This window comes from Anaerosacchariphilus polymeriproducens, from assembly GCF_003363435.1.
Taxonomy (GTDB): domain Bacteria; phylum Bacillota; class Clostridia; order Lachnospirales; family Lachnospiraceae; genus Anaerosacchariphilus; species Anaerosacchariphilus polymeriproducens.
The window spans coordinates 44,732-59,817 of record NZ_QRCT01000015.1 but is presented as its reverse complement, the minus strand read 5'-3'; the positions used below and the strand labels follow the sequence as shown (position 1 = coordinate 59,817).

Below are 15,086 nucleotides of genomic sequence, written 5' to 3'. Positions count from 1 at the left end.
GTTTTTTCACAGCCCCTTTTATTAATGTTAATCTTATATTATATATCAGTTGTCCTATATGACGGAAACCAATGAGGAGTCTTGTTTGCTATCTTAACAAGCATTAACATAATTGGAACTTCCGTTAGTACCCCAACAACGGTAGCTAGTGCTGCCGGTGAATCCATTCCAAATAAAGCAATTGCAACTGCAACTGCAAGTTCAAAGAAATTGGATGCACCAATCATTCCTGCTGGAGCTGCTATATTATGAGGAAGCTTTAACACTGTTGCTGCTAGATATGCAATAAAGAAAATTAAAAATGTCTGAATGGTCAAAGGCACTGCGATTAATAAAATGTGTAAAGGATTTTTTAAAATAACTTCACCCTGGAAGGAGAATAAAAGTATAAGCATCAGTAACAATCCAGCTATTGTAGCATTATCGAATTTAGGAAGAAACTGACTTTCAAAATATTCTGTTCCCTTCTTTTTACTAACAAGCATTCTTGTTAATACACCCGCTGTTAAAGGAACCACAACAAACAAAACTACCGATAATATTAAAGTATCCCAAGGAACAGTTACTTTACTTACTCCAAGTAAGAATTTCACAATCGGAACAAATGCCACCAGAATAATCAAATCATTGGTTGCTACCTGTACGACCGTATAGGCTGGATTTCCTTTCGTTAACTGACTCCATACGAAAACCATTGCCGTACATGGTGCTGCTCCTAATAAAACCGCACCCGCTAAATATTCTTTTCCAAGTTCTTCCGGAATCAGTCCCTTAAATGCGATATAAAAAAAGAAAGATGCAATTGCAAACATTGTAAATGGCTTAATCAACCAGTTGGTGATCCAAGTAACATATAACCCTTTTGGATTTTTCCCAACATTTTTTACACTTTCAAAATTTACCTTCAACATCATAGGGTAAATCATAACCCAGATTAAAATTGCAGTAGGTATGGAGACATTTGCATATTCAAATTGATTAAAAAATTCAGGTACTGAAGGTAAAATTTTTCCAATTAGTATCCCTGTAACCATACAAAGTGCTACCCATATCGTTAAGTATTTTTGAAAAAATCCAATTTCTAATGCTTTCTCTTTATTCATTTCTTCTATCTCCTTTTAACGTGTTTTTTTTGAATTTGCACAGACATCAACGGTTTTGTATCTTTCGCATTGTTCATGGTCGGCAAGATAAGTTGGTAATTCAACTAATTTTTGCTGTAAATATTCCCATAAATTTTTGTGTTCTTCTTTAAATTTATCACTTATTCCATAATATGCCCATTGTGCTTTCTTATAATAATGCAGTATTCCACAGTTTTTAAGTACAGTCAGATGTCTGGAAGCGTTTGACTGCGTCATATTTAAACAGACTTCAATTTCACAGACACACATTTCTCTTTCTACCAGTAATGTCAGGATTCTTAACCTGCTTTCCTCTGATAGTGCTTTAAAGATATCAACCACAATTTCACCCCTTCTATTATAAATTTTTATATGAGCATATATGCATATTCTATGCATGAAGAAATCATTTGTTACAATGACTTCTTAGTTTTTCTATAATTCTTATGCCCACCAGATAGATTATAAACTTCCTTAAATCCATGGTTTAACAAAATGTTCTGTGCTGCATTACCAGTGACACCCTTATTACAATAAGTTACAGTCATTACCCTTGGGTCAAGATCTTGTAACTGTTCTCTAAATTTACTATGGGGCATGTTCACTGCTGTTTCCACATGGTCCTTATCATACTGTGCTTCTACCCTTGCATCCACAATCTGAATTTTTTCTTCCGACTTTAATTTCTCCGAAAGTCTATCTGCTGTTATCAACTTTCTTCCCTGATTAATCGCATTATCCAATATCATACCTGTATACATAACCGGATCCTTTGTTGTAGAAAATGGTGGCGCATATGCTAAATCCAAATGGAATAAATCTTCTGCCTTTCCCTGATAAGTAATTGCTGTTACAAATACATCGATTCTTTTATCTACCCCCTCATAACCTACAATCTGCGTTCCTAAAAGACGTCCACTTTCTCTATCAGCAATTCCTTTCATTACCATTTCATTTCCACCCATATAATCTGGCTTATTGGGTTTAATATTATGGCAGACTTCAACATCAAATCCTTCTCTTATTGCTTCTCGTTCGGATAATCCTGTCTGAGCAACAGTCATTCCAAAAATCTGGAATATTCCAGTTCCTAGAATTCCTCTGAACCTTAAGTCACCTCCAGTAATTACATCACCAGCAATCCTTCCTGTTTTATTTGCAGTAGAGCCCAGCGGACGATAAACCGGTTTTCCAGTTACTATATGATAATGTTCAATGCAATCCCCACAGGCATAGATTTCTTCAATATTTGTCATCATTTTCTCATTGACTTTTATAGCCTTTGTCATCCCCAATTCCACACCTGCTTTTACTGCAAGTTCAGTATTTGGTCTAACTCCTGCCGAAATTATTACCATATCCGCTTGAATCTCTCGTAAATCAGCTAGTATCACCCTGTTCTTTTCAATTTTTGTGGCAGTCGCACTAGTAAAAACATGAATTCCATTCTTCTCTAAATGCTCCTCTACATATACTGCCATATCTGAATCAAGCCCTGGTGTTACATGTGATAGATGTTCTACCAATGTTACATCGATTCCAAGTCCCTTCAGATTTTCACATACTTCAAGTCCAATAAACCCTGTTCCTATAATGACGGCTGATTTTGGATTACATTCATTTATACATCTTTTTATTTTGTTCATATCTCCAATATTACGTAAGGTAAATACAAACTCTTCATCTGCTCCACTAATCGGTGGTAGAAAGGAAGAAGCTCCGGTAGCTATTACCAGCTTATCATATTGTTCCACAAATGTTTGCCCCGTTAATAAATTCTGAATTTCCAATGTTTTATTTTCAACATCAATTGACAAAACTTCATGACGTACGAATACATCAACATTATATTTACTCTTAAAAAATGCCGGATCACGTGGAGTAAGTTTTTCTGCATCCTCTACCTCTCCACCGATATAATAAGGCATTCCACATCCCGAATAAGAAATAAAACCATCCATGTCATAAATTATAATTTCAGCATCTTCATCGTTTCTTCTTGCTTTTGCCGCTGCTGAAGTTCCTGCCGCTACTGCTCCAATAATAATTATTCGCATCTATTATCCTCCTTTGTATTCTTACAGATACAATTTTCCTGTTCTGTTGTTATGATATCCCAAAAAAGTTTAATTTCATTAATCAATTCATAATTATTACTATATCTAATCCAAGATCCATCTTTTCTACTTTTCACAAGACCACATTCTGTTAATATTTTCATATGATAGGACAGTGTTGGCTGAGTAATAGCAAAGGATTCAAGAATATCACATGCACAAAGCTCTCCACACGATAAAATTTCAATAATTTTTAATCTTGTTTCATCTCCCAATGCCTTAAACACTGGTGCGACATCAATCTGTAATTGCATTTCCCATCTCTCTCTTACTATATTTTTAACTATTATTAAGTATCTCTTTTATATCACATAGACATTTATCTATATGTTATTATATTGATCATATAGACGTTTGTCAATGTCTTGATTGTAATATTTGTGTAAAATATTTATATTTATTACCTTAAATGAAATGAAAAATACCATGGCTTTCACCATGGTACCTACGATTGCACTCAATTACTTAATTATCTGTTAATTTCTATAATAATAGGCATAACTAGTGGACTTCTTTTCATTTCTTTCCACAAAAATTCACCCATATCATCTTTTATTGTTGCTTTGATTTTTCCCCAGTTAGAAATATTGTTATTTATACATTTTTCCACACTTCTTCCTGCGACATTTCGTATCTTATTCATTAGTTCATCGGCTTCTCTAACATAAACAAATCCACGAGATACCACGTCCGGTCCTGAAATAATCTGATTGTTATGTTTATCGATGCCAACGACAACTATAATCAATCCATTTTCCGAAAGTACCAATCTATCTCTGATAACAATATTCCCAACATCTCCAACGCCTAACCCATCCACAAAGATTTCATTAGCCTTGACTTGTCCTATTATGCTACCCTGCTCTTTGGATAGTTGCAAAACATTCCCTGATTGTAAGACGAAAATATTACTCTTATCTGTTCCCATTTCCTGCGCCAGCTTTTCCTGCGCTTTTAAGTGCTTATACTCTCCATGTACAGGAATTACATATTGAGGACGCAATAATGAATACATCAACTTTAACTCTTCCTGACAAGCATGACCAGAAACATGTGTATCCTGATATATTACCGTTGCACCTTTCATAGAAAGTTCATTTATAACTTTCGATACAGCCTTTTCATTCCCAGGAATCGGAGTTGAACTAAATATAATATGGTCTCCTGGTTTAATCGAAATTGTCTTATGTGTCGAATCTGCCATTCTTGATAGAGCCGCCATAGCTTCTCCTTGGCTCCCCGTTGTTACTATGACTATTTTTTCATCCTGATAATTTTTCATTTGCTCAACTTCAATCACCGTATTTTCTGGGATTTTAATATAACCTAATTCAGAGGCGATATTTATGACATTTACCATACTTCTTCCCTGAATTACTACTTTTCTTCCAAATTCAAAGGCGGTATTGATAATTTGCTGTACTCTGTCAACGTTAGATGCAAATGTTGCTACTATCATTCTATTTGTTTTGTTTTCAGCGAACAAATGATTAAATGTCTTGGCTACCAACTTTTCAGACATAGTAAATCCCGGTCTTTGAGCATTCGTACTGTCCATCATAAGTGCTAATACACCTTTTTTCCCCAGGCCGGCAAATCGCTGTAAATCTATCGGATCACCAAATAGAGGTGTATAATCAATCTTAAAATCACCTGTGTGAACAATAACTCCCGCTGGCGTATGAATTGCTAATGCAGATGCATCGGCAATACTGTGGTTTGTTTTGATAAATTCCACTCGAAATCCACCCAAATTAATTGATTGCCCGTGTTTTACAATTTTTCTCTTCGTTTTCTTCAATAAATTGTGCTCTTTTAATTTTAACTCGATAAGTCCGTGTGTTAGTTTTGTCGCATACACTGGGACATTCAAATCTTTCAGCACATATGGAAGAGCACCTATATGGTCTTCATGACCGTGAGTAATAAAAAACCCTTTTACTTTTTCTTTATTATCCACTAAATAAGAAACATCCGGAATAACCAAATCAATCCCTAACATGTCATCTTCCGGAAAAGATATACCGCAATCTACAACGATTATACTGTCCTCATATTCAAATGCAGTTATGTTCATTCCGATTTTTTCAAGTCCACCCAATGGAATTATCTTTATTTTTTTATCATTATTCTCATTTTTTTCTTTCATTTAACTCCTGACTTTCTACGCTTATAGCGCTTTTTTAATTGTTTGCTAAACACAAAAATCTTGTTACACCTATATACTAGTCCACATACTCTGGCATTATAGAATATTGTACTGATGTTTTATCTAATAATTTTTCACATGCCTCACTCAAACCTTCAATTTTTATCTGTACATGCCTTTCATTATATTTCTTAATAAGTTTATCAAAAGTATCTCCAGCAGATTCATCCCAAAACTTTAAATGTTTCACATCTAGTTCAATCATTTGATGACTAATATCAAAGTCGAATTTGTCTAAAAAGTGTGTTGTCGAGGCAAAAAACAACTGCCCATAACAATGGTAACTTATTCCCTTTTCCGACTCTATCTTCTCAACTTTCACTTGAGATATCTTATTTACAAAAAATACTGAACTCATCAATATCCCGGTCACAACTCCCAAAGCTAAATTATCTGTTGCCAATACAACTGCTACCGTAGTAAGCATGACCGCAGTATCTGACTTTGGAATCTTAACGACTCTCTTTATTGATCCCCAGTCAAAGGTAGCAATTGAAACAATAATCATGACAGCTACCAATGCTGCGATTGGAATCTGCACGACCCATCTGTTTAACACAACGATAAGAATCATTAAAAACACACCAGAAGTAAAAGTTGATAATCTTCCTCTTCCACCTGATTTAAAGTTTATTACTGATTGACCAATCATGGCACAACCTGCCATTCCACCAAAGAAACCTGTTACTATATTAGCTGCCCCTTGACCAACACATTCTCTATTTTTATTACTTTTAGTATCTGTTAACTCATCTACTAGTCGTGATGTAAGCATGGACTCAACTAGACCTACTATGGCGAGTGATACTGAATACGGCAATATTATTACTAATGTTTCCAAACTTAATGTGATATTTGGAAATGCAAAACTTGGCAGTCTGCCAACTATATTTCCCATATCGCCGATAGAACTTACATCCATTCCAGATGCAATTGTTACAACGGACAAAACTAAAATAGCAACTAAAGGAGCTGGTATTATTTTATTAACTTTGGGAAAAAGAAAAATTATCAAAATTCCAGCTGCAACTAACAGATACATACTGATTCCTGCACCCTTAAAATAAGTTAATTGAGCTTTAAAAATTAGTATGGCCAGTGCGTTCACAAAGCCTGTCATTACCGGTTTTGGTATGAATCTAAGTAAATTACCAACTTTAAAAAACCCCATAATCATTTGCAATATACCTGCAAATACTGTTGCTGCCAGCATATATTGAACGCCATGTGTATGTACCAACCCGGCAAGCACCAAAGCCATTGCACCAGTTGCTGCTGAGATTAAACCTGGACGTCCACCTGCAAATGCTGTTATCAATGCGATACAAAATGATGCATATAAGCCCATCATAGGATCTACTCCGGCTAAAATCGAAAATCCGATTGCTTCAGGTATTAGTGCTATGGCAACAACCATACCTGCTAATATATCTTTTTTTACGTTTCCAAACCATTCTTGTTTCAAATTTCTCATAAAATCTCCTTAATTTCATTCTGTTTCAATAAATTAATCAACAAAAAATAAACTCTTATTAACTGAGATATTCTTCTTGCATCATACATTTAGTTTTCATTTATTCCGCTACTTATTCACTAAATCAAATTCACATTTCTTTTCATAGAATTATGATACTGAACAGTATTATTATTCCTTAAAAGCTTAAGCAATGAAAATCTCCATAGCTGTGAACTTCATTTTTACAATAATTATTCCGAACACACAATTGTTATTACAATACCATTATATACGTTATCATGTCAACTTTTTTTTATATAACAATTCATATTACGCTTCGATTATCTACACTTTAACAAAAAAACCTTCAAATCACACTGATTTGAAGGTTTATACTAATACATTATTTTTGCAATAATTTTACCGCTTCTTCTACCTTTAATACTTTTCCATATGACACAACTTTTCCATCTACCACTAATGCAGGTGTTGTCATAACGCCATATGCTGCAATTGCATTAAAATCCGTTACATGTTCGATTACCGTATCCATACCAAGTTGCTCCAATGCAGTTTTTACATTTGCTTCAAGCTCATTACATTTCGCACAACCTGATCCTAAAACCTTAACAGCTTCACCTGAATCTGGACTATCTGCAACCTTTTCTACTGTATCTGGTGTACATGCTCCTCCTTGGCAACAGCTTGACGATGTTTCCTTTTCTTCTTTTTTCTTCCCTAATCCAAATAATCCCATGATACTATCTCCTTTTCTAAATAAATTAAAATCCTAAATAAAACATATAAAAAGCAATAAATAAGATCGCACAGCCCATTACTATTTTAAGAATGATGCTGAATCGTCCGTATTTTTCGCTTTTTGAAAGTTTCTGCACAAAACCAATACTAGTACCCGCAATAACAGCCAATACCGCATGCCCAACTGAATATAGCAAAAGCAGTAGAATTCCCCAAACAACACTTCCCTTTCCAGCTACGATTGCGAGTAATGCAACCAAAACCGGTGTGGAACATGGTGAAGAAAAGATTCCTCCAAGTATTCCTGCAATCAAAGCTCTTATATATCCCTTTTTTGAGTTTTTTGAAATTAAATAGGTGGATGGGATAAAATGAAAAATATCCCATGTTTGAAGTGCCATTAAAACCATAAGAATCCCTAGTACGATATACCACCATTTTGCTGATGTCCCTATCAGATTACCTGCTAGCGATGCTGCTGTACCTAAGACCGTAAAGGTAATTGCTGTTCCAATTGCAAATGTAAGCGATAAACGAAACGCTCTTTTAGTATCCTTTTGACCTGTTCCTCCAACTACACCAATTACAAGTGGAATGGTTGACAAAGAACATGGGGTGACAGAAGTCAAAAGTCCTGCAAGCAAAGCCAGAAACGGTGCCAGCCAAAAGCTCTCCTTAATCAACACAGACAAGGATTCCAGAATCTCATTCATTACTTAACCCCCATCTCTGCAAAGATTTTTCTCATCTGTTCTTCTGTGATGCCCCCTTGATGTACCGTAAAGAGATGTTCATTACTTGTTTTTGAATTATAAAAAGTGAATTCAATTTCCTTTGATAGTGCCTCACTTGGTACATACGGTGTACCATCTGCATTATAAAAAACCTGTGTTGGTATAACTGAAACTGGAAAATCAGTAGCAGCTGTCTGGTTCTTCCATACGTCTACAAAATGCACAACGGCTTTATCCTGAAATTCTTCATGTAATGTTTCTAACACAGGAGCCATTTCCTTACACGGGATACAGGAATCTGAACCAAAATCAATTACGAAAGGTACTCCATATGATTTGATTTTCTCTAAATCCACAGATGTTATCTCTAATGGAAGACTATCCTCAGAATTTTTTTCTACTTGAGTCGAAGAATTATTGTTACCTTCCTCTGCTTTTTTAAAAATATAAATTCCTATAACCACAAGTACAATTAAAATCGGAACCGCTATTTTAATAAGTATTCCCTTATTTATTTTCTTTGTTTCCTCTGTCACAACACTTCCTCCCTGATCGATTTATTTTGTTAGCATACAGCTTTCTAATTCTTGCAATATTTTCTTTGCATTTTCATAGCCTTCCTTGTTAATGGAATAATGCATCCATTTTCCCTGTCTGTTTGATTCCACAAATCCTGCCTCGCATAAAATCTTCATGTGATGGGATAAGGTTGATTGGCTAATTTCTAAGTCTTCTAACAACTTACATGCACATTTCTCTCCACTTTGTAAAATTTCAAGTATTAATAGACGATTGGGATCACTAAGTGCTTTAAACACCGCTGCTTCATTTTCGTATTTTAATTTCATATATTTGCCCTCGTATTCATAAACATCGATATGTATATACTATACAACATATCGATGTTTGTCAATTCATTTTCTATAAGATACACAGTCTTTTCACAAATTATAACCTAAAATCGTACAGCAATTACTAGTTTTCTTACACAATCAAAAAACTAAATGCGTTAAAGAAATAACCAATAATGAGAATTCCTGCAGCAACTACACCAATAAAAATTGCTAATAACTTGTTTTTCACAACTCTTTTAAGCATTATCATGGATGGTAAACTAAGTGCTGTAACACCCATCATAAAAGATAGAATGGTACCTACTCCGACACCTTTTGCAAATAATGCTTCGGCAATTGGAATGGTTCCGAAAATATCCGCATACATGGGAATTCCTATAACTGTTGCTATCAAAACAGAAAATGGGTTATTTTCACCAAGTATTGTTTGGATCAAAGATTCCGGAATCCAATTATGAATGAAAGCACCAATTCCAACTCCAATTAAAATATAAAGAATAACTTTTTTAACCGTTGCCATAACCTGTTCTCTTGCGTAAATAATTCTATCTTTTCTTGTCAAATCCGGCTCTTCAATATCTACCGTTGCACCTGGATTAATAAATTTCACTACATAGTCTTCCATGCCTAATTTGTCTATTAACGTCCCACCTGCTACCGCAAGTACAAGTCCTACGATAACATAGGCAAATGCAATTTTTACTCCAAAAATACTCATTAATAGTATTAATGCACCAAGGTCAACTAGCGGTGAAGAAATCAAAAATGAAAAAGTAACTCCTACCGGAAGTCCTGCGTTTGTAAATCCAATAAACAGCGGAATAGAGGAACAACTACAAAACGGTGTCACCGTTCCCAATAAGGCACTTAAAATATTAGCCTTTATTCCATGAAACCTGCCAAGTATTTTTTTTGTTCTTTCCGGTGGAAAATAACTTTGTATATAGGATATGAAAAAAATCAGAACAGATAATAAAACTAATATTTTTATCGTATCATATAAAAAAAATTGAATACTTCCTCCCAGCCTCGAAGTAATATCGAGTCCTAATGCAGACAGTCCGCCTCCTATTAATTCATTTAACCATTTCATACCAAGTATCTGGTTCTGAAAAAAATCCCAAATTACTTTCATATTAAGCACCTTCCTATATTTTAATATATCGATATCCATCAATCTGATATTATTATATTCTTCATATCGATATTTGTCAATATGTGATTAATGTATCATATTAAATTCTGGCACCAAATACCGGAAATAATTTTATCATAGTCATCATTACTAACCAATTCCATTTTAGAAGGGCAAATATATTACAAGTCGTTATAGCTTTGTGGATGCTTTTTCTTTTTATTTTTTTAGCTTCACTTTGAATATTTTATTAGACTTCCCATAAACTCTTTTCCCCAAAGAATCTGTTTTATATGCTTTTACAGTTACATAATAAGTTCTTCCTTTTTTTATGGTTGCTGTTTTCTTTTTCGAAGTCAAATGAATGGTTCTGGCATTGCTTAATCTCTTATATAAGCCACAGATAGTGCTGTTTTGCTTCATACTCCTCCCCATTATCTTTCCACATTTTCAATAGCTGATAATTGACCTCTTGATCATAAGGCGCTATTTGAGATAACAGTTTTAAATACTTAAGTACTTCTTCCCTTTTATTATATTTACTATAATTTTTCACAATTTCATTTAATATTCTAATAAAATTGTCACCTAATTCCATATCTTTTCCCATGCTCCACAAATACCCCTGCTGTTCCAGAAATCCCTTTTTGTACAATTCCAAATATTTTTCAATACCTTCATAAGTTTTTTCATCGTCTAACTGAAAATCGGAAAATGTATGTTCCATTTCAACCAAATCACAAGCAACCTCTTTTAACAGGAGACAGTATTTGTTTCCACTATAATCTAAAATAATTTTTTCGCTCATCTGTGAAAATATATTTCTAATTCTGCTTACTGCAGTTTGTAAAATCTGCAAAGCCCTTGTGGGGTCGTAATCTGTCCACAAATCTTGTATAATTATATCTTTATGAATGTAACTATCATGATTCATAACAAGATAAGCAAATAATTCTTCTGACTTTGAGCGTTCCCATTTTACGGGTATCCCACCTATGCTGGCTTCCAATTTTTGAAAACAATTAATTTTTATTTTATCTGAATAGGAACTATGCTTCGTTTTAAACTCACTCTTTAGTTTCTCTACCATACGCTGAAACCGCTCCAATTTAATCGGTTTTAAAATATAATCCACCGCATTCAAATCAAATGCCGAAACAGCATATTGGTTCCAGCTGGTAATAAAGACAATCCTGATTCCAGGACAGACTTTATATAATTGCTCTGCCAGATTAATCCCGTCTATTTCTGGCATCTCTATGTCTAAAAAGGCCAATTCTGGTTTGTATTGTTTCGCTTCTTGCAACGCCCGGATGGGATTTTGATATTTCTTTATTACATGAATAAACCCTGTTCCATTCACTAAATCAACAATTTCCTCCAGATTGTACCATTCATCATCTATAACAATTGCATTGATCATTTCGCAGCTCCTTTGCTTCACAAATTTCCCCGTTTGGTATTCGAAAAGAAATTGTTGACCCTTTGCCTGGTTCACTTATAATTAATAAACCTTCACCGTAATATTTTAATAAACGTCTGTGTATATTTATCACACCAATTCCTTTTCTGACTCCCTCTTCGTTTAGCAAGCTTTTTCGTACTTCTTCTGCCATTCCAATTCCATCATCTTTGATTTCAAAATAAATGAACTGGGAATCCCTTTGTATTTTCAACCATACATTCCCTCCCACTATTTTCTTAAGTATTCCATGACGAATTGCATTTTCCACTAATGGTTGAATAATAAGCCTCGGTACTTTTATGTTTGGTATTTCTTCTCCAATAATATGAAATTGAAGCCTTTCTTGAAACCTAGCCTTTTCAATATTCACATAAGTATTAACTATTTCAATTTCTTTTTCTAAGTTCACCATATAGGATTTATTATCAAAATAGTAGGAATTTGCAAGATATTCTCCCAAATCTGCAATCAACACCTTCGCTTCATTCGGTGCTCTCGTTATCATGGAAGCAATTACGCTGAGACTGTTATTGATAAAATGAGGACTGATTTGTGCCTGCAAAAAAGAAACTTCACTGGTCTCAACTTGTTCTATAGCACTTGATACCATTTTCTTCATTTTCTTCTTTTCCAGAGATTCTGCTGTAATATCAAATATTTGAATGATCTTACCTATATCTAACTTATTATCTATCTGTATTTTTCCTACAACTACATTAAAATACCTTAATTCCTCAGATATCTCAGCTTCAAACAAAAATGTTTCCTTATTTAAGATGAGTTCTTTTAACTCTGAATGCCTTGTTACGAAATCCGATAATGGAATATTTTTCTTACAATTTTCCAACTCTGGATATATTTTTATAGCAGCTATATTTGCATCAACAATTATTTGCTCCATGTCCAGCAGAATGATAGCCTCTTTTGTATGTCTAAATACAATTTCAGTAGCAATGGGTATTGTATGGAAAATTTTATATTGAAAAATACCAATCACATATAATCCACCGGCAATTATAGTGGAAAAAGGGAAGAAATCTACTCCATATCCCAATTTCAATGCCCCAATATACACTGCTACCCATGGAAAAACTGTGGCTGCCATCATAATTAAATAACTATTTCGTTGAAAATTCGAAGATTTCATATATCCATTGATATATGCTATACTAGAAATAATCCCAATTACAGTTCCTGACAAAACGATAAGGTAGTATAAAATTCCATATTGAAAAATGAGTACATGAAAACTGCCTCTGTCTACAAACTGATATGATTTTATATAAAGATTACTAAGACCAGGTGTATAAAATACTAGGTAGTAAAGTATTGGATGAGATAGCCCAATTGTACTAATTATCTTAAACCATCTCTTATTAATATTCGTATATTCAAGGCTTAACAACAGTAGAAAATAGTGCTGCATCGGAATCGCTATGTGTTCTATATCAAACCATAATTTGGCTGTTTGATGATCATTTGCATTAATTTCAAAAAAGTAGCCACTATTATAAACAATTGCTGTAATTAACAGGAGCAAAAAATATTTCGCTCCTGGCATTTTACGTTTTTTATATGCATAGTGAACTAAATAGAACGCACAAATTACAGATCCAAACAAAAGTATGTTTAAAAATAGTTTCATTTTAATCTCCATATATTCTTAAAGATTGGATTACTCCGTAATTAAATACTCCCACTACATTCCCTATATCCTATTATACCTACTTTCTAAACGAAATCAATAATTAAAATTCACCTTGAAAAACAGTATCTGTTTCTCTGCATAAGTATTGAACAGCCTTTCGTCCCGTTTCTGCTGCTACCGGTAATCCTCCTGGCGGTGCTATTCTTTGTCCGGCAAAGTAGACATTTTTAATGCTTTCAGGCATAGAAGGATAACTATTCATTTTACTGCCTTTTCCAGTGATTGACATCCAGGAGCCCTTATAGGAATGTAAATACCTTTCATAAGTCAATGGGGTCGCCACATCCCAAACAGTTATCTTACCTGCCGTTTGCGGAAATTTTTTTTCAATAATCTCAATAAATACTTCTGCCAGCCTTTGCTTTTCTGAATCATAGGTACCATTTTCCTTACAACTCTTCCAAAATTCATAGCTGTCTTCAAATATTATGGAGGTTAAGGCAGTACATCCTTCTGGTGCATAGCCTTTATACCTTGCATAATTATTTATCCCAATCATATTGATTTGTATTTCACCACACATAATTGGTTTATCTATCTTAAATGTCAGGTTCTCTTCTACCTCAGACAAATCAGCCTCTACGCCCAGACTAATGAAGGTATTGAGCGCAGGTTTTATACTGTTGCGCATTTTTTGAGCCCAAGGTTCCCGAATAGGCTCTTCAAATAATGAATCGATGGCAACAAGTGTATCCTGAGTCACAATCACTGCATCTGACTTTATGTATTCACCATCAATAATTATACCATTAGCTATACCTTGCTGTACCGATACTTTACTTACTTTCTTGCCGTAATGTATCGTCCCACCCAGATTTATAAAGTGCTTCGCCATGCGACTTGCCATCTTAAGCGATCCACCTTCCGGATAGCCTCCGTCCCCTGAAGTAAATGCAGCGAGTGTAAATGCTAATGCAGTTGCGTAATACTCAGTACCCGCTATATTTTTAAGAACCTGTTGCAAAAGTGGACTCTTAAAGCGTTCTGCCAATTCTTGGGAGGATTGATTTACGTAATAAGACATGCGCAACATACCAGGTATCATTTTTAAAAGGGATGAAAAAGCTAAGGTCGATTTATTCTTGACTTTAACACCTTTGATATCCATAATAGGCATCGTTAACTTTTCAAATTTCTTAATATCATTACACAGTTTATTAATTTCCTTTTTATCAGCCGGTGAGATTTCTAAAAATTCCTGACGAATCTTTTCTATGTCACGATATAGACAAACTTTATGACCTTCGTACTCATAAGTACCAAAAGGGTCCTTATTATAAATATTCACGGAATCATCTAATGCACCAAGCTCCCGCCAAACTTTGTTCAATGGTGTTTCTGGTAAAGAACCGGTCAACCAATGCAATCCACCTTCGAAAAAATATCCCTTTCTTCGCCAGCCTGTGGAGGCGCCTCCCGGAATCGTATGACTTTCATAAATCGTAACATCAAATCCACTTTGTCTAGCATAAATCCCGGCTGAAAGCCCGGCAATCCCTGCTCCTACTACAATTATTTTCTTCAT

At 34.5% G+C, this 15,086-nt stretch carries 15 protein-coding genes; all 15 read right to left on the bottom strand.

What is annotated here, in order from left to right; all coding sequences use genetic code 11:
- Positions 1–38: 38 nt before the first annotated feature.
- Positions 39–1,103 carry an ACR3 family arsenite efflux transporter gene (gene arsB / locus DWV06_RS06220; RefSeq protein ID WP_115481320.1) on the bottom strand — a complete coding sequence of 355 codons (1,065 nt, stop codon included), beginning with the start codon at positions 1,101–1,103 and terminating at the stop codon, positions 39–41.
- A gap of 15 nt (positions 1,104–1,118) precedes the next feature.
- On the bottom strand, positions 1,119–1,466 hold the full coding sequence (locus DWV06_RS06215) for an ArsR/SmtB family transcription factor (RefSeq protein ID WP_235828904.1): 348 nt from the start codon (positions 1,464–1,466) through the stop codon (positions 1,119–1,121).
- Positions 1,467–1,537: 71 nt separating this feature from the next.
- The gene (locus tag DWV06_RS06210) at positions 1,538–3,181 is read right to left on the bottom strand and encodes an FAD-dependent oxidoreductase (protein WP_115481318.1); all 1,644 of its coding nucleotides are present in this window, start codon (positions 3,179–3,181) and stop codon (positions 1,538–1,540) included.
- Complete coding sequence (locus tag DWV06_RS06205) at positions 3,172–3,495, bottom strand: ArsR/SmtB family transcription factor (RefSeq protein WP_115481317.1); 324 nt, start codon at positions 3,493–3,495, stop codon at positions 3,172–3,174. Before DWV06_RS06205 ends, DWV06_RS06210 begins: the two co-directional genes overlap by 10 nt.
- A gap of 215 nt (positions 3,496–3,710) precedes the next feature.
- Positions 3,711–5,390 carry a ribonuclease J gene (locus DWV06_RS06200; protein WP_115481316.1) on the bottom strand — a complete coding sequence of 560 codons (1,680 nt, stop codon included), beginning with the start codon at positions 5,388–5,390 and terminating at the stop codon, positions 3,711–3,713.
- Between the two features lie 76 nt (positions 5,391–5,466).
- Positions 5,467–6,924 (bottom strand): SulP family inorganic anion transporter, encoded by a 1,458-nt coding sequence (locus DWV06_RS06195; protein ID WP_115481315.1) that lies wholly within the window; start codon positions 6,922–6,924, stop codon positions 5,467–5,469.
- Between the two features lie 385 nt (positions 6,925–7,309).
- Positions 7,310–7,663, bottom strand: coding sequence for a thioredoxin family protein (locus DWV06_RS06190; protein ID WP_115481314.1), 354 nt, complete (start codon positions 7,661–7,663; stop codon positions 7,310–7,312).
- Between the two features lie 25 nt (positions 7,664–7,688).
- Positions 7,689–8,378: a cytochrome c biogenesis protein CcdA gene (locus DWV06_RS06185; protein WP_115481313.1), complete on the bottom strand. Its 690-nt coding sequence runs from the start codon at positions 8,376–8,378 to the stop codon at positions 7,689–7,691.
- Positions 8,378–8,935, bottom strand: a complete 558-nt coding sequence (locus DWV06_RS06180; protein WP_115481312.1) for a thioredoxin family protein — start codon at positions 8,933–8,935, stop codon at positions 8,378–8,380. The genes DWV06_RS06185 and DWV06_RS06180 overlap by 1 nt, the downstream gene beginning before the upstream one ends.
- A 21-nt stretch (positions 8,936–8,956) precedes the next feature.
- Complete coding sequence (locus DWV06_RS06175; RefSeq protein WP_115481311.1) at positions 8,957–9,247, bottom strand: ArsR/SmtB family transcription factor; 291 nt, start codon at positions 9,245–9,247, stop codon at positions 8,957–8,959.
- A 136-nt stretch (positions 9,248–9,383) separates the two neighbouring features.
- On the bottom strand, positions 9,384–10,388 hold the full coding sequence (locus DWV06_RS06170; protein ID WP_115481310.1) for a permease: 1,005 nt from the start codon (positions 10,386–10,388) through the stop codon (positions 9,384–9,386).
- A 219-nt stretch (positions 10,389–10,607) separates the two neighbouring features.
- Complete coding sequence (locus DWV06_RS06165) at positions 10,608–10,811, bottom strand: hypothetical protein (RefSeq protein ID WP_115481309.1); 204 nt, start codon at positions 10,809–10,811, stop codon at positions 10,608–10,610.
- Complete coding sequence (locus DWV06_RS06160; RefSeq protein WP_115481308.1) at positions 10,777–11,811, bottom strand: response regulator; 1,035 nt, start codon at positions 11,809–11,811, stop codon at positions 10,777–10,779. Before DWV06_RS06160 ends, DWV06_RS06165 begins: the two co-directional genes overlap by 35 nt.
- Positions 11,786–13,498 carry a sensor histidine kinase gene (locus DWV06_RS06155; RefSeq protein WP_162300587.1) on the bottom strand — a complete coding sequence of 571 codons (1,713 nt, stop codon included), beginning with the start codon at positions 13,496–13,498 and terminating at the stop codon, positions 11,786–11,788. The genes DWV06_RS06160 and DWV06_RS06155 overlap by 26 nt, the downstream gene beginning before the upstream one ends.
- Before the next feature lie 103 nt (positions 13,499–13,601).
- A complete protein-coding gene (locus DWV06_RS06150) occupies positions 13,602–15,086 on the bottom strand; it encodes a phytoene desaturase family protein (protein ID WP_115481306.1) in 1,485 nt (494 codons plus the stop codon).